The sequence below is a fragment of the Mycobacterium sp. GA-1841 genome (genome assembly GCF_001954135.1).
Classification (GTDB): domain Bacteria; phylum Actinomycetota; class Actinomycetes; order Mycobacteriales; family Mycobacteriaceae; genus Mycobacterium.
The window spans coordinates 14721-35006 of record NZ_MBEQ01000095.1 but is presented as its reverse complement, the minus strand read 5'-3'; the positions used below and the strand labels follow the sequence as shown (position 1 = coordinate 35006).

Annotated in this window: 10 protein-coding genes; 6 read left to right on the top strand and 4 right to left on the bottom strand. The window is 62.7% G+C overall.

The window, feature by feature from the left end; genetic code table 11:
• Positions 1-11: 11 nt before the first annotated feature.
• The 4 genes from htpG to pks2 all read right to left on the bottom strand — a co-directional run bounded on the left by htpG (position 12) and on the right by pks2 (position 10251).
• Positions 12-1955, bottom strand: a complete 1944-nt coding sequence (gene htpG, locus A5740_RS22580; protein ID WP_076197767.1) for a molecular chaperone HtpG — start codon at positions 1953-1955, stop codon at positions 12-14.
• 85 nt (positions 1956-2040) lie between these two features.
• A complete protein-coding gene (locus A5740_RS22575; RefSeq protein ID WP_254849305.1) occupies positions 2041-2862 on the bottom strand; it encodes a GAP family protein in 822 nt (273 codons plus the stop codon).
• 283 nt (positions 2863-3145) lie between these two features.
• Complete coding sequence (locus A5740_RS22570) at positions 3146-3943, bottom strand: class I SAM-dependent methyltransferase (RefSeq protein WP_076197765.1); 798 nt, start codon at positions 3941-3943, stop codon at positions 3146-3148.
• A complete protein-coding gene (gene pks2, locus A5740_RS22565) occupies positions 3940-10251 on the bottom strand; it encodes a type I polyketide synthase (RefSeq protein ID WP_076197889.1) in 6312 nt (2103 codons plus the stop codon). Before pks2 ends, A5740_RS22570 begins: the two co-directional genes overlap by 4 nt.
• A 422-nt stretch (positions 10252-10673) precedes the next feature.
• Here pks2 and A5740_RS22560 point away from each other — a divergent pair, with 422 nt between their 5' ends.
• The 6 genes from A5740_RS22560 (at position 10674) to A5740_RS22535 (ending at position 20285) form a co-directional block, all read left to right on the top strand.
• Positions 10674-12428, top strand: a complete 1755-nt coding sequence (locus A5740_RS22560) for an AMP-binding protein (protein ID WP_076197887.1) — start codon at positions 10674-10676, stop codon at positions 12426-12428.
• 23 nt (positions 12429-12451) lie between these two features.
• Entirely contained in the window at positions 12452-13243 is a 792-nt protein-coding gene (locus tag A5740_RS22555) for an alpha/beta fold hydrolase (protein WP_076197763.1), read from the top strand.
• A 367-nt stretch (positions 13244-13610) separates the two neighbouring features.
• A complete protein-coding gene (locus tag A5740_RS22550) occupies positions 13611-14021 on the top strand; it encodes an MmpS family protein (RefSeq protein WP_139335304.1) in 411 nt (136 codons plus the stop codon).
• Positions 14018-16906 carry an RND family transporter gene (locus A5740_RS22545; protein WP_076197761.1) on the top strand — a complete coding sequence of 963 codons (2889 nt, stop codon included), beginning with the start codon at positions 14018-14020 and terminating at the stop codon, positions 16904-16906. The genes A5740_RS22550 and A5740_RS22545 overlap by 4 nt, the downstream gene beginning before the upstream one ends.
• 28 nt (positions 16907-16934) lie before the next feature.
• Entirely contained in the window at positions 16935-19814 is a 2880-nt protein-coding gene (locus A5740_RS22540; protein WP_076197759.1) for an RND family transporter, read from the top strand.
• Positions 19815-19961: 147 nt separating this feature from the next.
• Positions 19962-20285, top strand: coding sequence for a hemophore-related protein (locus tag A5740_RS22535; protein WP_139335300.1), 324 nt, complete (start codon positions 19962-19964; stop codon positions 20283-20285).
• Position 20286: the final 1 nt, after the last annotated feature.

The following is a 20286-nucleotide window of genomic DNA, read 5'->3' as shown; positions in this document are numbered from 1 at the left end:
ATCCGTCCGGGTCACACCGTACGGGTCAGCCGATCGGCGAGCAGCGCCGCGAACTTGGCCGGATCATCGAGTTCGCCGCCTTCGGCAAGAAGTGCTGTGCCATAGAGCAGTTCGGCTGTCTCACCGAGTTGCGCAGTGGCTACGGAATCGTCGCCGCGGTTCTTGTATGCCTGGCGCAGGGCGGTGATGAGTGAATGTCCGGGGTTGATCTCCAGAATCCGTTTACCGACCGGGACATCCTGCCCGGATGCGCGGTACATGCGGGCCAGCGCCGGTGTGATGCCGAAACTCGGGGTGATCAGGCAGGCCGGCGATTCGGTCAGCCGGGTGGACAACCGAACCTCGGACACGTGATCGGCCAAGGTCTCTTTCAGCCAGGCGAGCAGATCCGAGAAATCGCGCTGCTGCTCTTCTCGCTCGGCTTCCTGCGTCGCCTTCTCCTCATCGGAGTCGAGATCCACCTCGCCTTTGGCCACCGATTGCAGGGGCTTGCCGTCGAACTCCCGCACCGAACTCACCCAGACCTCGTCGACCGGGTCGGTGAGCAACAGCACCTCGTAGCCCCTGGCCTTGAATGCCTCGAGGTGGGGCGACTTCAGCAACTGGTCGCGCGACGGCCCGGTGGCGTAGAAGATCTGCGTCTGGCCGTCCTTCATCCGCTCGACATATCCGGCCAGTGTGGTCACGTCGTCGGCATTCTGAGTCGAGGCGAAGGACGAAATCCGGAGGAGGGTGTCCTGGTTGTCGGCATCGTGTACCAAGCCCTCTTTGAGGACCGCGCCGAACTGCGTCCAGAACGTGCGGTAATCATCGGGTCGTCCGGTCTGGAGATCGCCGATCGTCGAGAGGACCTTCTTGGTCAGCCGCCGCCGGATGACTGTGATGTGTCTATCTTGTTGCAAGATTTCACGAGAGACATTGAGCGACATGTCTTGGGCATCGACCACGCCTTTGACGAAACGCAGGTAGCCCGGGATCAGTTCGTCACAGTCGCCCATGATGAACACCCGTTTGACGTAGAGCTGCACGCCGGTCTTGGCGTCCCGGGTGAACAAGTCAAATGGGGCGTGAGACGGGATGAACAACAACGCCTGGTATTCGAAGGTGCCCTCGCCCTTCATCGTGATGATCTCCAGCGGATCGTCCCAGGCGTGGGCGATGTGCTTGTAGAACTCCCGGTATTCCTCGTCGGAGACCTCGTCTTTCGGCCTGGCCCACAGGGCCTTGCCGGAGTTGAGCGTCTCCGTCTCGACGGTCACGATGTTCTCGCCGCTTTCTTCGGCGGACGGGGTGGTGCGCGCGACCTGCATGCGGATCGGCCAGGCGATGAAATCCGAATACTTCTTGACGAGTTCTCGGATCTTCCACTCGGCGGTGTAGTCGGGCAGTTGGTCTTCGACGTCTGCCGGCTTGAGGCGCAGGATGACCGAGGTGCCCTGCGGCGCGTCGTCGACGGACTCGATGGTGTAGGTGCCGTCACCGCTGGACACCCAACGAGTGGCACCGCTTTCGCCCGCTTTCCGGGTGAGCAGCTCGACCTCGTCGGCCACCATGAAAGTCGAGTAGAAGCCGACGCCGAACTGGCCGATCAATTCCTCTGAATCGGCTGCCTTCTTGCTCTCTCGCAATCGTTGGCGCAGCTCGCCGGTTCCGGATCTGGCCAACGTGCCGATCAGCTCCACGACCTCGTCATGGGTCATCCCGATGCCATTGTCCCGCACGGTCAGCGTGCGTGGGTCCTGACCAACTTCGAGCTCGATATGGAGGTCCGAAGCGTCGGCGTTCAGGTCTTTGTTGCGCATTGTTTCGAGGCGCAGCTTGTCGAGCGCGTCGGAGGCGTTCGAGATCAGCTCCCGAAGAAATGAGTCCTTATGCGAGTAGACCGAATGCACCAGCAGCTCCAACAGCTGCCGTGCCTCCGCTTGGAATTCCATCCGCTCGACGTGTGCGCACATGTGTTACCGCTCCCGGAGAACAACGTTCGTTACCGATGCCGCGAGAATGATACCGAGCGGATCGGCCGAGAGACTTCCGATCCGGTCAGAGGCCGCCCAGACCCCGGGCGATCAGTGAAAGCCCGACGACAGTCAGGATGGCGGCGACGAATTTGCGCCGGTGGACGTGCGCCCAGTCGTGAACTTTGCGCAAGACCGCCTGCGTGCGCTGCGGCGCGAAGAGGTTGCTGACCAGGATGATCTCCTCCACGGTGAGCACACCGAAGACGAATACGACGAGGGCGATGACCTGAACTCCGGTGGACGCCCCCGAGGCGATGACGATGCCGAGCGCGAAGAAGACTCCGTCCAGCGGTGGAAGAAACCAGACACCGATGAAAAAGGAAATCCACGGAGAGCCGTCCCGCCATGCCGAGCGGGCTTTGGCCAGCAGTCGCCGTACCTTCGACCCGCTCTCGGCCCCGTCCTCGGACGACGGGTGCAGGAAACGCCTGAGTGCCGGCGGAATCGACGAATCCATCAACATCGTCGAGCTTTTGGTGGTCCCTCCAGATCCCGCGACCGCGGCGACGACACTTCGTTCCGAAGCTCGCGACCGCATCAGGGCGTGTACGCCCAGGGCGACGGCGATCAGCAGCAGGACAGCGCCCGTGCCGAGCGTGCTGCGTTGGGCCGCCGGACTCGACGTGGGGTCGGCGAACTTGTCGGCGAACGAGGCTGACGACGGTGCAGTGTGCAGGATGATCAACGGAATGAGGAGGGTCGCCATCCCGACCACCAGGGCGCCGGTCCAATAGGCGAGCAGGTTCTTCATCGGCCGCGGCCGGGACAAGACCAGGAGGATGAGGCCGAGGCGGACAGGATTGATCGTCGTCAAGAGTGCCAGTACGGCCAACGACCCCCACATAATCGGAATGTTACCGGTTCAACCGTTTGCTGTTTGGTTTCTCGGAAATTTCCCCACAGGTTTTCCATTCGGCTGTGGCGCATCTCGCCTTGAGGTGGCATGGGCCACTTGTGCGAGGCGACCGAATACCGCCGACCGACGAGGTATCTGACCATTGCATCGGTTAATACACTATCTATCAATGTCTTTCAGGGTGCCTCATGGCACCACGACATTACCGGTGCTCCCATCTTTCGCAGACGGACCGGCGAGTATTTGGTGGTTCGTCGCGCGACCGTCCGCCTCAGCCGATGCGCTCTCCGTGTGAACATGAATCCGTTTGCTGACAACGACGTGCCAGGAGCACCGTCGGGCCGATTCGGCGATGACGGAATTCGAGCCTGATGGTCGAATCGGCGCACTGAGCCAGTGCGCGCAACGCCGAGGTGCTGTAGGCGCGCAGGCCACTGATCACCGCGTCGTGTATCACCGGGATACCGGTGAACGGCATCGCCGCGGCCAGCATGGCCAAGTGCAGCGGCGGCGGCGGCCGGTGGACGTCGATGATCATCAACTTCGCCGCCGCGCGCGTGCCTTCCGCGAAGACTCGAGCGGCTGATTCCGGCGGCAAGTGGTGCAGTGATAACGCGAACACTGCGAGGTCGAATGATCCGTCCGAGGCGTCGATGTCGGTGGCGTCCATTTCGCGGACCGTGGCACGCGGGTGGTCGCCCAGGTCACCGGCGGCGTTCTCGGATACGAACGACGGATCGACATCGGTGATGGTCACCTCAGCGCTGGGATGCAGCTCCAGTAACTTCCGTGACAATCCGCCGAGACCACAGCCGAGTTCAAGGATTTTTGGTGCCGGGTGTTGGTCCACTTCATCGAGCGCCATCCGCGCGTACTTCTCGTACGTGCCGAAACGCCGTCGACGTCCGCCGCGATCGAGTGCCCGGACAACTTTCTGCTTCAAGTCGTCGACGTCGCTGCGGTCCAGATATTCCAAGCGATCGGTCTGCAACCGTCGCGACAACCATGACGCGTCTGGTCCGCCCCTTGGCATGCTCACGATGCTCTGGGTGCCGGCGTCCACGGTCATGCCGCCTCGACCGGTGTGAGCTTTTCGCACAACAACTCTGCCAAACCGTGAATGGTCGTGATACCGGTGGCCGAGATGCGAATTCCCGTTTCATTCTCGATGCGGGTACGCAGCTCGAGTGCCCCCAAAGAATCCATCCCGTACTCGGACAGCGAGCGGTCAGGATCGACACTTCGCCGCAGGATCACGCTGACCTGGTCAGAGATGAGATGGCGCAGCCTGGCGGCCCACTCTTCCGGTGGTAGCTCGTCGAGCTCCGCACGCAACTTGCTGGTGCCCGTCGCGCCTTGGCCGGCCGATCGGAACGCCTCGGCGAACGGGCTGCGTTCGGCGAACACGGACAACCACGGCGCCCCGGTGATCGGTGCGTACCCGGTATAGGCGCGGTCGTGCCGCAGCAGGGCTTCGAACGCATAGGCGCCTTCGTCGGGAGCAATGGCCATTCCGGCGCCTTCCGCCAGGGCCGTGCCACGGCCGATCTGGCCCCAGGCGCCCCAGGCGATCGAGGTGGCGGGCAAGCCTTGGGCTCGCCGCCACATGCTGAAGGCGTCGAGCCAACTGTTGGCCGCGGCGTAGGCGCCCTGTCCCGGCGAGCCGACCAGAGCGGCCGCCGACGAGAACGAGCAGAACCAGTCCAAGGGCTGGTCGGAGGTGGCATTGTGCAGGTTCCACGCGCCGTAAACCTTTGGCGCCCAGTCTCGTTCGATCAGGTCGTCGGTGATGTTCGTCAGCGCTGCGTCTTCGATCACCCCGGCCGCGTGCAACACGCCGCGCAGCGGAAGCCCACTGCCAGTCGCGGTGGCCACCAACTTCTCGGCAGTACCCGCCTCGGCGATGTCGCCGCACTCGACGAGGATGTCGACACCGGTCGACCGGATGCGCTCGAGGGTCTCCAACGCCGTTGCGCTTGGCTGCGAGCGAGAGGACAAAACGATACGTCCACACCCATTGGCTGCCATCTTCTCGGCCAGGAACGATCCCAGGCCTCCGAGCCCGCCGGTCACGATGTAAGCGCCGTCGGCACGGAACACCCGCACCTCCGATGGTGGAACCACGAGGCGGCTGGAGCCGGTGTGTGGGACGTCGAGCACCAGCTTCCCGGTGTGCTGCGCACCGCTCATCATCCGAATCGCGTTGGCGGCGTCGACCAATGGGTACTGAGTGAATTCAGGCATCGGCAGATCACCCTCGGCGGTCAGCAGATACACCGTGGCCAGTAACTCTCGAAGCCGGTCGGGATGGCTGACCGACATCAGTGCGAGATCGACGGCATAGAACGAGAGGTTGCGGCGGAACGGGAACAGGCCCAACCGAGTGTCGCCATAGATGTCGCGTTTGCCGATCTCCACGAATCGGCCACCGAACGCCAGCAGTTCGAGGCCGGCGCGCTGGGCTGCGCCGGTCACCGAATTCAACACGATGTCCACCCCGTAGCCCTCGGTGTCTTCACGGATCTGATCGGCGAAATCCACGGTTCGCGAGTCGTAAACATGCTCGATACCCATGTCGCGCAACAGCTGCCGGCGCCGCTCGCTGCCCGCGGTGGCGAAAATCTCGGCACCGGCCGCCTGCGCGATGGCCATCGCCGCCTGGCCCACCCCACCGGTGGCCGAATGGACCAACACCTTGTCACCGGCTTTGATTCGCGCCATGTCGTTAAGCCCGTAGTAGGCGGTGGCCGTGGCGATCGTGAGGGCGGCCGCCTGCTGATCGGTCAGGCCCGCAGGCAGCGTGGTCGCCAATCGGGCATCACAGGTCACGAACGTCCCCCAGCATCCGTCGGCGCACAAACCGCCGACGTGATCGCCGACACGATGCTCGGTCACTCCGGGGCCGACCGCGGTCACCACTCCGGCGAAGTCGATGCCGAGCTGCGGTAGCCGTCCGTCGAACGCGGGATAACGACCGAACGCAACGAGTACATCGGCGAAATTGATGCTCGAAGCCGTCACTGCGACCTCGATCTGACCCGGACCTGGCGGGACATGCTCGCACGCAACGAGTTCCATCGACTCCAGGTCCCCTGGCATACGGATCTGCAACCGCATTCTGTCGCGATCGAGTTGGGCGACCGTGGTCTGCCGCTCCTCGGGCCGGAGTGGGGCCAGGCACAGTCGTGCCGTATACCAGCGGCCGTTGCGCCACGCGGTTTCGTCCTCTTCGGTCCCGCTCAACAATTGCCGGGCCACCTGCTCGATGTCGGTGGCTTCGTCGAGATCGATCTGAGTGGCGGCCAGATGCGGATGTTCGGTGCCGATGACTCGGAACAGGCCACGCAACTCTGCCTGATCCAGATTCGCCACATCGCCGGCCACGACTGTCTGTGCGTTGCGCGTCACGACATACAGGCGCGGTAGTTCTCCGTTGATCTCCGGCAACTCACGGGTGAGATGCACCATGTGGCGCACGTATTCGCGACCCAACAACGGTGACTGGTCGACGTGGTCCCCGTTGTTCGGCGACATGAGGATCACGACTCCGGAGAATCGGTCGGCGCGCAGATGGTGGGCGAGTTGCCGGCAGGTCACCGAGTCGTCGCTCTGGTCGGGCCAACTCATGCTCGTGCATTGTGCGCCGCGGTCTTTCAAGATGCCGCACAACTCTTCGGTGCTGGCATCCCGACCATCTGACTCGCCGATCAGCAGCCAGGATCCGGCGTCGACATACTCGACCTCCGGCAATTCCTGTTGCCGCCACTCGACGGTCAGCAGTCTCTCACTGAGGACCTGATCATCCCGCCCGCTTCCGGAGGCGCCGGTGCCCAGTCGAAGGCCCTGCGCGCTCAGCAGGACCGTGCCACTCTCATCGAGCACATCGATGTCTACCTCGATGCCGCTCGAGTCGGCCTTGATCAGGCGTGTGTAGCAGTAGTGCGCGTTGCGTGCGGATCCGTAGATGCGCAGGCGCCGGACCCCGAGCGGCAAACCCAGGACGTCGCCACCGAGCGCCTGGACGTCGGGATGAGCCTCGACCGATTGGAAGCAGGCGTCCAAGAGGGCCGGGTGCACACCATAGGCGTCCTGCTGTGAGCGGATGGAGCGGGGCAACGCGACTTCGGCTAGCACCGTGCGCGTCGGTTCATCGCTGGTGCGCACTGTGATCAGGCCGGTGAACGCCGGCCCGTACTCGATGCCGTGCCGGCTGACGCGATCACGTACCTCTGCGCCATCTTCCTCATTGGGGTGGGCGGCCAGGGCTGCCGGCATGTCGTAAGCCGGAGGTTGTTCGTCCGCTGCGGCGCATAGCATCGCGGACGCGTGCCGCGTCTGCTGTCCGTCCTCGTCGGTTTCCACCGTGAAGGTCGCGGCACCGGGAGCGGAGATCGAGGCGGAGGCGCCGACGACGGTGTGGTCGTCGACCAGCAGCGCCTGTTCGAAGCGGATGTCGCGGACTTCGCAGGACTGTCCGTGCAGAGCCCGCGCGGCAGCCAGCGCCATCTCGCAGTACGCCGCACCGGGAAGGACGGCGACACCGCGGATCTGGTGATCGGCGAGCCAGGGTTGAGCGCCGGTGCCGATATCGGCCTGCCACACGTGGCGCGCCGGCTCCTCGTGCAGCCGTACGTTCGCGCCCAACAGGGGATGGACGACGATAGTGCAACCGCCATGGGTCGGGGCTTCCTGGCCGCCCCCTGCCAGCCACAGTCGGTGGTGCGTCCACGTTGGTAGCGGCGCTTCCACCAGTTGACCGGCCGGACAAAGCACGGAGAAATCGACCGATGCACCCGCACTGTGCAGATCGATCAAGAGGCCCCGCAGCCCATTCGGCATCGATTGCTGACGGCGCATCGCGGCCAAGGCGGCCATCGGCGTCTGACGGCTGGAAGCGGTCTGTTCGAGGGCCCGCGTGAGCAGGGGGTGGGGTGACAGTTCGGCGAAGACTCGGTAGCCGTCCTCCAACGCGGCCTGTACCGCGGTGGCGAAGCGAACCATACGGCGCATGTTCGTCACCCAGTAGTTGGCATCGCAGACGGGTTGCTCGCGAGGGTCGAACGAAGTCGCCGAGTAGAACGGGATCTCCGGAACCATGGGCTTGAGGTCGGCGAGCGCATCGGCGAGATCGCCTACGATCGGCTCCACCTGGGGTGAATGGAAGGCCACGTCGACCGGCACCTCGCGGGCCATCACACCGCGTTGTTCCCAGTCTGTGACGAGAATGCGAACCGTTTCGGTGGTACCGGCGATGACGGTGGACTGCGGCGACGCCACGACGGCCACCACGACATCGTTGACACCGCGGCCGGTCAGCTCTGAAAGTACCTGTTTCGCAGGAAGTTCCACAGCGGCCGTGGCGCCTTTACCGGCGATCCGGGACATCAGCCGAGACCGGCGGCAGATCAGCCGCAGCCCGTCCTCCAACGACAGTGCGCCGGCGACGACCGCTGCCGCACCCTCGCCCAGAGAATGGCCGATGACGGCACCGGGCCGTGCACCGTGTGCCTTCATGGCGGCGGCCATGGCCACCTGCATGGTGAACAACGTCGGCTGCAGCCGGTCTTGACCGGTGACCACCTCCGTCGCCGATATCGCCTCGGTCACCGAGAATCCGGATTCGGCCGCGATGATCGGCTCGGCCTGTGCCACGGTTGCGGCGAAGACCGGCTCGGTCGACAGAAGCTCGGCACCCATACCTGCCCACTGTGAACCCTGTCCGGAGAACACCCATACCGGGCCGCGATCGTCACGGCCGACCGCGGCCTGATATGGGGTGTCACCCTCGGCGACCTCCCGCAATGCCGCGGTGAGTTCTTCTCGCCTGCTTGCGCTGACCGCGGTGCGCACCGGCCGGTGTACCCGTCGACGGGCCAATGTGTAGGACAGGTCCGGGAGGGCGACGTCGTGGTGCGCCTCGATCCAATCTGCCAAGCGACCGGCCGTGCGTCGAAGTTCGTCGGCCGACGTCGAGGAGAGGGGAAACAGCATCGGCGTCGTCGGCGCGGATGGCGAATGTGCAGCTGCCGATTCTGAGGGTTGTTGTGGTGCTTGTTCCAAGACGGCGTGCACATTGGTTCCCGACAATCCGTACGACGAGACCGCGGCCCGTCGGGGATGGTGTCCGTTGGTGCACCAGGGCGTGGTCTCCTGGGGGACAAAAAGTTTGGTCCGAATCTCGGCGAGCTGGTCCGGGAGACGATGGAAGTGCAGGTTCTGCGGAACCAGGCCATGCTGGAGCGCGAGAACCGCCTTCATCAGTCCGATGGCTCCCGAGGCTGCCTGCGCGTGGCCCATGTTGGTCTTCACCGAAGCGAGTGCGCAGGGGCTGTCGATGCCGTAAACCTTCGCGAGACTGGAGTATTCGATCGGGTCGCCCACCGGTGTGCCCGTACCGTGTGCCTCTACCATGCCGACGGTGGCGGGGTCGACCCCGGCCGCAGTCAAGGCGGCCCGGTACACCGCAGTCTGGGCAGCATCCGAGGGCGTCGCGATGTTGACGGTGTGACCGTCCTGATTCGCGGCCGTACCGCGCACCACGGCCAGGATCCGGTCACCGTCTCTGAGTGCATCCGGCAACCGTTTGAGCAATACGACGACGCAGCCCTCGCCACCGACGAATCCGTCGGCTGCGACATCGAAGGCGTGGCAGCGTCCGGTCGCCGAGAGCATTCCCTCTGCTGAACCCGATGCGAATTTTCGCGGATCCAAGGCCAACGTGGCACCCCCGGCCAGCGCGAGGTCGCTTTCTCCCTCGTGCAGGCTTCGGCACGCCAGGTGCACCGCGGTGAGACCAGAAGAACAAGCGGTGTCCACCGTGAGCGCCGGACCGTGCACGCCGAGGGCATACGCGATTCGCCCTGATGCCAGGCTGAAGTTGTTGCCGCTGAACCCGTATGCCGCTTCCAAGGCCTGGGCGTCGGCAGCGAGCATCTGGTAGTCCGCATGGGTCAAACCGACGAACACCCCGGTAAGCGAGTCCGCGAGGGCGTCCCGGGTGAGACCGGCATGCTCCATGGCTTCCCAGGAGGTCTCCAGCAGTAACCGATGCTGCGGATCAAGCGCGGCACTCTCCCGTTCATTGATCCCGAAGAACTCGGCATCGAAGCCGGCGACGTCGTCGAGGAAGGCGCCCCACTTCGACACCGATCGACCCGGCACGCCGGGCTCCGGATCGTAGTACTCGTCGGCGTCCCAGCGGTCAGGTGGAACCTCGGTCACCAGGTCATCGCCTCGTATCAAGGATTCCCACAGCCGCTCAGGGGAATCGATGCCGCCGGGCAGCCGACAGGACATGCCGATGACGGCAACAGGGGTAACTGGTAAGGCATGCGCAGAATGGCGTGAACCACCCGGGTCTGAAATCCCTTCGCGCACACTTTCGAGTGCGGTCAATTGCCCTCCTCCCACAGGCCTTTCCGCGGTCGACCGCTGTAAGGCTCGATGCCCTGAATTGGTGCGCCGAGCGACACGTGATCACGGCCGCATGGTCGCACGGCCGTGGAGGCTCAGCGCCCGAATCGGGCGGTCACAACCAACAACGGTAAGTTCGCTGTGATGCCCTGTCCTCGAATCTGGGCAATCTGCCGACGAGATATCTCCCCTTTCAAATAGTTCCGGCAGTGGCCCCGTACGCGGCGACTTCACACATGATCAGATGCTGTGAGACTGCTGGGTTGGTGGTTGAAGTGCAGCGGAGGTTGCTCGGATGAATGACGTGAGTGTTATCTTCTGGACGTTCTTCAAGAGTTTGCTGTTATTCGGATATATGAAGACATTTATGGCGCTACCCTGTGCCCGTGGTTGAGACGTCCATTTTGACGTTGCTGTCCGAACGTGCCGGTCTGCAAGGCGACGACACGGCAGTGACGTTTGTTGATTATGAAACGAACTGGGACGGGGTCCGCGAGAGCCTCACCTATTCACAGCTATATCGGCGGGCGGGGATTGTCGCGCGTGAACTCGAGCATTTCGGTTCGCCGGGAGACCGTGCGCTGGTCCTGGCGCCGCAGGGTCTCGATTACATCGTCGCATTTCTCGGTGCGATGCAGGCTGGGCGGATCGCAGTCCCGCTGGCCGTTCCGCTCGGCGGTGTCAGCGACGAACGCGTCAGTTCGGTGCTGCAGGACGCCTCGCCGACGGTCATCCTGACCACGTCGGCGGTGGTCGGCGCGGTGACCGATTATGTCGATGCGCACTACGCCGATACTCAACCGGGCGTTTCCCCCCCGGCGATCGTCGAAGTGGACACCCTGAACCAGGATGCTCCGATGAGGGCACTGCCTCAGCACGAAAACCTCACCGATACAGCGTATTTGCAGTACACGTCGGGGTCGACGCGCAATCCGGCCGGGGTGATGATGTCGCACCGCAACCTGCTGGCCAACTATGAACAACTGACGACGGGATACTTCGCGGAATTCAACAACGTGGTTCCCGAGGGCTCGACCATCGTGTCCTGGCTGCCGTTTTATCACGACATGGGGTTGTATCTGGGTGTCTGCGCGCCGGTGCTGGCGGGAGTTCCGGCGGTGCTCATGAGCCCGGTGGCGTTTCTGCAAAGGCCTGCTCGGTGGATCCAACACCTGGCCACCAACGGTCGAACCTATACGGCCGCACCGAACTTCGCGTTCGAATTGGCCGTGCGCAAAACGTCAGACGGCGATATGGCCGGTCTGGATCTATCGGAAGTGCTCACCATCATCACCGGCAGCGAACGGGTGCACCCGGCCACGCTCGAGCGCTTCACCCGGCGTTTCGAACGGTTTCAACTGCCCCCGACAGCAATCCGGCCGTCCTACGGGCTTGCCGAAGCCACCGTGTATGTGGCCACCCGCGAATCGGGTGAGCCGCCGGCGATCGTGCGATTCGATTCCGAGGCGTTGACCGTCGGAACTGCGCAGCGCTGCGCGAACGGCGCGGGTACACCCCTGGTCAGTTATGGAGTGCCGCTGGCGCCGACGATCCGGATCGTGAATCCCGAGACCCGAACCGAGTGCCCGGCCGGAACTGTCGGTGAGATCTGGGTGCACGGCGACAATGTCTCGGCAGGATACTGGCAGCGTCCGAAAGAGACCGTTGCCACCTTCGGTGCCTGGCTGGACAGTGCGTCGTCCGGCAGCCCCGACGGGCCCTGGCTGCGCACCGGCGACTCCGGGTTCATCTTCGAAGGTGAGTTGTTCGTCATCGGCCGCATCAAGGATCTGCTGATCGTATACGGGCGCAACCACTCTCCAGACGACATCGAGGCGACCATCCAGGAGATCAGCCGCAGCCGGTGTGCTGCCATAGCGGTGCCGGACGGGCACACCGAGAAGCTCGTGGTCATTATCGAAGTACGGAAACACCCAGATTCGCCAGACGGCTCCGGCGAGCAACTCACCGCCGTCAAACGCGAAGTGACGTCGGCGATCTTCAACACGCACAGTCTCGGTGTCGCGGATCTGGTTCTGGTGTCGCCTGGGTCGATTCCGATCACGACGAGCGGCAAGGTTCGGCGTGCGGCATGCGTGACGCAATATCGACAGGGCGAGTTCGCCCGCTTGGACGCATAGGCGCCTGTGCGGGCGGGTGGCACGTGAACCTGGCATACGAGGACCGCGGCGACGGCGAGCCCATCCTGTTCATCGCGGGACAGGGCGGGCTGGGGCGTACCTGGGATCTGTATCAGGTTCCGGCTTTTCGCGCAGCTGGATATCGCGTCATCACGTTCGACAACCGGGGTGTGGGGGCGACTTCGGAAAGCGACGGCTTTACCTGCGCGACGATGGTGGCGGACACGGCGGCCTTGATCGAGCGACTCGAACTGGATCCGGTTCGTTTGGTTGCGGTCTCCATGGGCTCCTATATCGCCCAGGAACTCATGTTGTCGCGGCCTGAGCTGGTGAGCCAGGCCGTGCTGATGGCAACTCGGGGCCGTCATGATCGGACGCGGGAGTTTTTCCGTATCGCCGAACGCGACCTTGCCGACGCCGGTGTGCAGCTTCCCGCCACATATGAAGCGAAACTCCGCCTGATCGAGAGCTTTTCACCCAAGACGCTCAACGACGAGAACTCGGTGCGAGATTGGATCGACATGTTCACCAGGTGGCCGGCGAAGCTGACACCGGGTATCCGCGCTCAGTATGGCGTCGCCCCGAAAATGGATCGGCGGCCGGCCTACCGGTCTATCACCGCTGAGGTGTTGGTCATCGGTTTCGCCGACGACCTGGTGATGCCGCCGCATCTGGGCGCGGAGGTGGCCGATGCTTTGCCAAATGGGCGCTACCTGGAGATCTCCGACGCCGGCCACCTCGGCTTCCTGGAACGGCCGAATGCGGTGAACGCGGCGATCGAGAACTTTTTCGCAAAGGCTTGCTATCGTGCCTGAGGCCAGCGGCGTCCGCTCATCACATAGCCGTCATGCAGCTGTTATGCGATGGCGCTTGGAGGTTGGCAACCGTAAATTCCGTTCCGCATCGTTGGTCAGCGCAATGCATTACGATCCCGTATCACCTTGGGAATGGGCCGATATGGAGGTCTTCCACATGCTGTACTCGACATGTTCGGACCATCCTCCGAGAGCTGTCTCATGTTTGCTGTAGCTCTCTTTGATGGTCGACTTGGAGCGTCCACCGCATTCGAGTCGCCGGTATCTCGAAGGGAGCGGATGACAGGCCCCGTCGGCTCGGCGGGCGGGAATGGGCTGAACGAAACCACGGATTCAGGGGGTTCGTGAATTGGGGGTTCTGAAGCGGCTGTGGATTCCGCTGGTAATAGTGGTGGTGCTCATCGCTGGGGGGTTCACCGTGATGCGGCTGCACGGAGTTTTCGGCTCTCAAGTTCGCCCGGCCTATGCCGACACCGAGCTTGAAGAGCGTAAGCCTTACGACCCCAAACAGCTGGTCTACGAGGTTTTCGGCCCTCCTGGCACGGTGGCCAACATCAGCTATTTCGATGTCGACGCCGAACCGCAGTTTGTTGAAAATGCAAGCTTGCCTTGGACATTGAAGTTTCCGATGACCGAGGCGACGGCGATGGTCAACGTCATCGCCCAAGGCGACAGTGACCGCATCGGATGCCGGATCACCGTGGACCACAAGGTCAAATCAGAACGCGTCGGCCGCGGCGAGAAGGCGTTCACCTACTGCTTGTTGAAGGCCGCATGACGAGCCGGCCACCGTCAGCCCGGCCGCCGCGGGTGGCCCGGGTGATCCGTTCGCTGGCCGTGCCGATCATTCTCGTGTGGCTGGTGATCGCGTACGTCTTGAGCGCGGTCGTCCCGCCGCTTGAGCAGGTCCAGAAAGAGCACTCCGTCTCGTTCATCCCGACCGATGCGCCGTCGTTCGAGGCAGTGCGGCGTATGGGCAACAGTTTCGGCGAGTCGAAGTCGAACAGCGTCGCGATGATCGTGCTGGAAGGTCAGCAACCTCTCGGGGACGAGACGCACGAGTACTACAACGAACTGATCCGCCAACTCAAGGCCGACAAGGCTCACGTTCAGCATGTGCAGGATTTCTGGGGCGATCCGCTCACGGCCGGAGCTGCACAGAGCGCCGACAACAAAGCGGTGTACGTCCAGATGAGTCTGTCCGGCGACCTCGGCCAGTCGTTGTCGGACGAATCCCTGCAAGCGGTTCGGGATATCGTGAACCGCACTCCGGCCCCGCCGGGAGTCAAAGCATATGTGACCGGACCTGCCGCGATCGTGGCCGATCTCAGCGAAAGCGGTAACCGGACAGTGCTATTGGTCACCGGGCTCAGCCTTGCGGTGATCCTCGGGATGCTGCTCTTCTTCTTCCGCTCGATCTTCACGGCCGTGATACTGCTGTTGTTGGTCGGGGTGCAATTGCAGGTCGCCCGTGGGGTGATCGCGTTGCTCGGTGATCACGGGTTCCTCGGCCTGTCCACCTATGCCGTCAATCTCCTTGTGACACTGGGTATCGCGGCCGGAACGGACTACGGCATCTTCTATGTCGGTCGTTACCAGGAGGCGCGCCAGGCCGGCGAAGACCGCGAGACGGCGTTCTACACCACGTACCGCAGTGTCGCAAAGGTGGTGCTGGCCTCCGGCCTGACCATCGCCGGGGCGGTCTTCTGCCTCAGTTTCACCCGCCTACCCTATTTCCGTACCCTTGGTATTCCCTGCGCGCTCGGCATGATCGTCGCGGTTGGTGTTGCGCTGACCCTGATTCCGGCCGTACTCGCGGTGGGTGGCAGATTCGGACTGTTCGAACCGAAGCGCATGATCATTGCCCGTCGCTGGCGGCGGTTGGGCACGGCTATCGTGCGGTGGCCCGCGCCCATTCTCGTCGCGACGTGTGCGGTGTCACTCATCGGACTCTTGGCGCTACCGGCGTATCAGCCCGGCTACAACGACCAGAAGTATCTACCCAAAGACATCCCGGCCAACGCGGGATACGACGCTGCGGCGCGGCATTTTCCGCAGTCACTGATGATGGCGCCCGACATCCTGTTGGTGGAGGCTGATCACGATCTCCGGAACCCGGCGGACTTCTTGATCCTCAACAAACTCGTCAAAGGTGTTCTGGCCGTTCCTGGCGTCTCCCGGGTGCAGGCGGTGACCCGGCCTGAGGGTATTCCCCTCAAGCACACCACGATTCCGTTCCTGATCAGCTCGTCGAACGCCGGACAGCTCCAGCTACTGCCGTTCCAGAAGGCTCGGATGAATGATCTCCTCACTCAAGCCGACGAGATCACCAAGACCGTCGGCGTGATGCAGCGCATGTACGGTTTGATGCAACAGCTCGCGGCCACCACCAACAACTTGGTCGGCAAGACGCACGAGCTGGAGGAAACCACGAACGAGTTGCGCGATCATATGGCCGACTTCGACGACTTCTTCCGGCCGGTTCGCAACTATCTCTACTGGGAACCGCATTGTTACGACATTCCCATCTGTTGGTCGATCAAGTCCCTGTTCGAAGCGCTGGACGGAGTCGACAAGGTCACCGTGACGATGCATCAGTTGCTCGGAAACCTCGACCAGCTGAACGCGTTGATGCCGGAGATGATGGCCCAGTTCCCAGCGATGATCGCAACCATGCAGAGCACCCGGAGCGTGTTGTTGGGCATGCACACCACCATGTCGGGGATCTTCTCCCAGATGGAGGAGATGAGTGACAACGCCACTGCCATGGGCCAGGCGTTCGACACCGCTCAGAACGACGATTCCTTTTATCTGCCGCCGGAGGTCTTCAAGAACGCCGACTTCAAGCGAGTCATGAACGTGTTCGTGTCACCGGACGGAAAGTCGGTGCGCTTGCTGATCTCCCAGCGAGGTGATCCCGCCACGCCCGAGGGCATTGCGCGGGTCGACCCGATAAAGACGGCAGCAGAGGAGGCGCTCAAGGGAACGCCGCTGGAGAACGCCCGAATCTATCTGACCGGCACCGCGGCGATGGCCAAAGATCAAGTAGACGGGTCGACCTACGACCTCCTGATCGCCGGGATCGCCGCGTTGTGCCTGATTTTCATCATCATGCTGATCATGATCCGCAGTTTCGTGGCCTCGTTGGTGATCGTGGGTACGGTGGCACTCTCGCTTGGGGCGGCGTTCGGTCTGTCGGTTCTGATCTGGCAACACATCCTCGGCATCCAGTTGAACTGGATCGTGCTCGCCATTGCGCTGATCATTCTGTTGGCCGTCGGCTCGGACTACAACCTGCTGCTGGTATCGCGGATGAAAGAGGAGATCGCCGCGGGAATCAACACCGGCATCATCCGGGCGATGGGCGGCAGCGGAAAGGTGGTGACCGCAGCCGGTTTGGTGTTCGCCTCCACCATGTTGGCGATGCTGGCCAGCGACGTCCGCACCATCGGCCAGGTGGGATCCACCATCGGTATCGGCTTGCTGTTCGACACTTTGATCGTTCGCGCATTCATGACCCCGTCGATCGCCGCACTACTGGGCCGCTGGTTCTGGTGGCCACTGCGGGTGCGGCCGCGGCCCGCCAGCGCATTGTTACGGTCCACCGGTCCACGCCCCCTGGTGCGTTCCCTGCTGCTGAATCCAGAAGAACGCGGATCTTGATGACGATGTCTGTGCCGCCGGAGGCTTTATGAGCGATCAGCGGACGAGTTCCGGGCGGCCGCGGGTTGCGCGGACGATCCATCGGTTCGCCGCGCTGATCATCCTGGCATGGCTGCTGATCGTCGCCATCCTGACCTTCGCAGTTCCGTCTCTCGAAACAGTCGGGCGCCAGTACTCGGTATCGCTGGTCCCCAGGGATGCTCCGTCGTTTGAAGCCATGCAGCGCATGGGAACGAGCTTCGGCGAGTCCGATTCCGACAGTGTGGCAATGATCGTCCTTGAGGGACAAGAGCCTCTGGGTGGCGCGGCTCATCGGTATTACAACGATCTGATTCGGCAGCTGAAAGCCGATACCCGTCACGTGCAGCACATTCAGGACTACTGGGGCGACCCGCTCACGGCGACCGCAGTACAGAGTGCGGACAACAAGTCAGTTTATGTGCAGCTGAATCTGGCTGGTAACCAAGGCGAATCGCTGGCGAACGAGTCGGTGCAAGCGGTCCGGGACATTGTCGCCCACACTCCACCGCCACCGGGAGTCACCACATACGTCACCGGCCCAGCGCCGCTGGTTTCGGACATGAACCATGCCGGTGACAACTCCATCATCAAGATCACCATCGTCACGCTTGCGGTGATTCTGACGATGCTGCTGATCGTGTACCGATCGATCGTCACGGCAGTCCTGCTGCTGGCCATGGTCGGAGTGCAGGTGCAGGTGGCTCGCGGAGTGGTTGCAATATTGGGCGACCACGCGATCATCGGGCTTTCGACGTTCGCGGTCAATCTTCTGGTGTCCCTTGGGATTGCCGTGGGGACCGACTACGGCATCTTCTTCCTGGGCCGCTACCAAGAGGCGCGTCAAGCCGGCGAGGACCGCGAAACCGCTTTCTACACCACCTATCGAAGTGTGGCGAAGGTGGTTCTGGGCTCCGGCATCACCATTGCCGGGGCAATCTTCTGTCTGACCTTTGCGCGCCTGCCCTACTTCCACACCATGGGCGTTCCTACCGCCGTGGCGATGGTGGCGGCGGTCGCAGTGGCACTCACGCTGATTCCGGCGGTCCTCGCGGTGGGCAGTCGTTTCGGTCTGTTCGAACCCAAACGCAGGATCATCGTCCGTCGCTGGCGGAGGCTGGGCACGGCGATCGTCCGTTGGCCGGCGCCCATCCTGCTCACCGCCTGTGTGATCGCGTTGATCGGACTGCTGGCGCTACCGGCGTATCAGACGAGTTACAACGATCGGCTGTACGTACCTGCAGACATTCCGGCGAATCTGGGATATGCGGCGGCCGAACGGCACTTCCCGCAGTCGCGGATGACACCGGACATCCTGCTGGTGGAGGCCGACCATGACATGCGTAATCCGGCCGATCTGTTGATTCTGAACAAATTGGCGAAGGCGGTTTTCGCTGTGCCAGGGATTTCCCGCGTTCAAGGCATCACTCGGCCCGAGGGGAACCCCATCAACCGGACGTCGATACCATTCCTTCTCAGCCTGCAGAATGCCAACCAGAAGCAATTGTTGCCTTTCCAGCGGAATCAGATGGGTGACCTGCTCAAGCAAGCGGACGATATATCGACGCTGATCGTTCTGATGAATCGCATGGTGGCGGTGACGCAAAAGATGGTGACTACCACTCATGAGATGACGCAGATCATGCGTGAGTTGGAATCAGACATCAAGGACCTGCGCGACCATATCGCGGATTTCGATGATTTTTGGCGACCGGTCCGCAATTACTTCTACTGGGAGCCGCACTGCTTCGACATACCGTTCTGCTGGTCGTTCCGGTCATTGTTCGATTCGCTCGACTCGGTGGACGCGGTTGTCGACCAGGTGCACGACATGGTCGCCGAAACCGGTCGGCTGGATGCCCTGATGCCCGAGTTGCTCAAGCAATTTCCACCGATGATCGCCTCCATGCGGTCGATGCGGGCGATGACCCTCACGATGCACAGCACCATGATGGGCACGTTCGACCTCATGGACGAGATGAGTGCGAACGCCACTGCGATGGGTCAGGCCTTCGATGCGGCCCGCAACGACGACACGTTCTATCTGCCACCCGAAGTCTTCGAGAACGAGGACTTCAAACGGGCGATGGATCTGTTCTTCTCGCCGGACGGTAAATCGGTCCGGTTCATCATTTCGCATCGGGGCGACCCCGCCACGCCCGAAGGAATTGCTCGGGCAGACGCGATCGTCCGGGCAGCCGAAGAAGCACTCAAGGTAACGCCTCTCGAAAGCGCGAAGATCTCTTTGGCGGGGACCTCGGCGACGTTCAAGGACATGCGCGACGGTTCCGCCTACGACCTGCTGATCGCGGGTGTGGCCGCGCTGTGTCTGATTTTCATCATCATGCTGCTCATGACGCGCAGCCTCATCGCAGCCCTGGTGATCGTGGGGACGGTGGCCCTGTCGTTGGGCGCGGCGTTCGGATTGTCAGTGTTGATTTGGCAGCATATTTTGGGCATCCACCTGCACTGGCTCGTCCTGGCGATGTCAGTGATCATCTTGTTGGCGGTCGGTTCGGACTACAACCTGTTGCTGGTGTCCCGGATGAAAGAGGAGATCGGCGCGGGAATCAACACCGGCATCATCCGGGCCATGGGCGGCAGCGGAAAAGTCGTGACCGCTGCGGGTCTGGTGTTCGCGTTCACGATGATGTCGATGGTCGCCAGTGACCTCCGGATCATCGGCCAGGTCGGCTCCACGATCGGTATCGGACTACTGCTGGACACCCTCGTGGTACGTGCTCTGATGACGCCGTCCATTGCCGCCTTGCTGGGTCGTTGGTTCTGGTGGCCGCAACAGGTGCGCCAGCGCCCCGCCAGTGGGCTACTTCGAGCGACCGGTCCTCGGCCGCTGGTGCGATCGCTGTTTCTGAAGCCTGAAAACGACTGATGCACAGCACTTTCGTGGCATTTGGGACGTAATTCCCTTTCCTGTGCAAATAGCCGCTGGATAGTAGATGTAGCAAATAATGAAAACCGCGGCGCGGTGGCTCGGGACGAGTAGAGTCCGGGCATCGGGGGGAGGAGGTTCAAATTCATGGAAACACCATCGATCCGACTGGCCGTGGCCGTTGGCGGCCTGGCCTGGGCGCTGACTGCGGGTACCGGTATCGCAACCGCCAGTCCCAACCTGGACGCCGCGGTCAACACCACCTGTAGTTATCCGCAGGTGATGGCGGCGCTGACAGCGCAGGATCCCCGCGCGAGCGATTCGCCGGCGGCGCAATCGGCATTGCGCCAGTTTCTGGCCGCGCCGACCGCTCAGCGCCAGCGGATGGCGGAGGCAATCGTGAGCTACCCGCCAAATCAGCAATACCTGGGGCTGCTGCAAACGGCCTTCGACACCTGCAACAACTACTGAC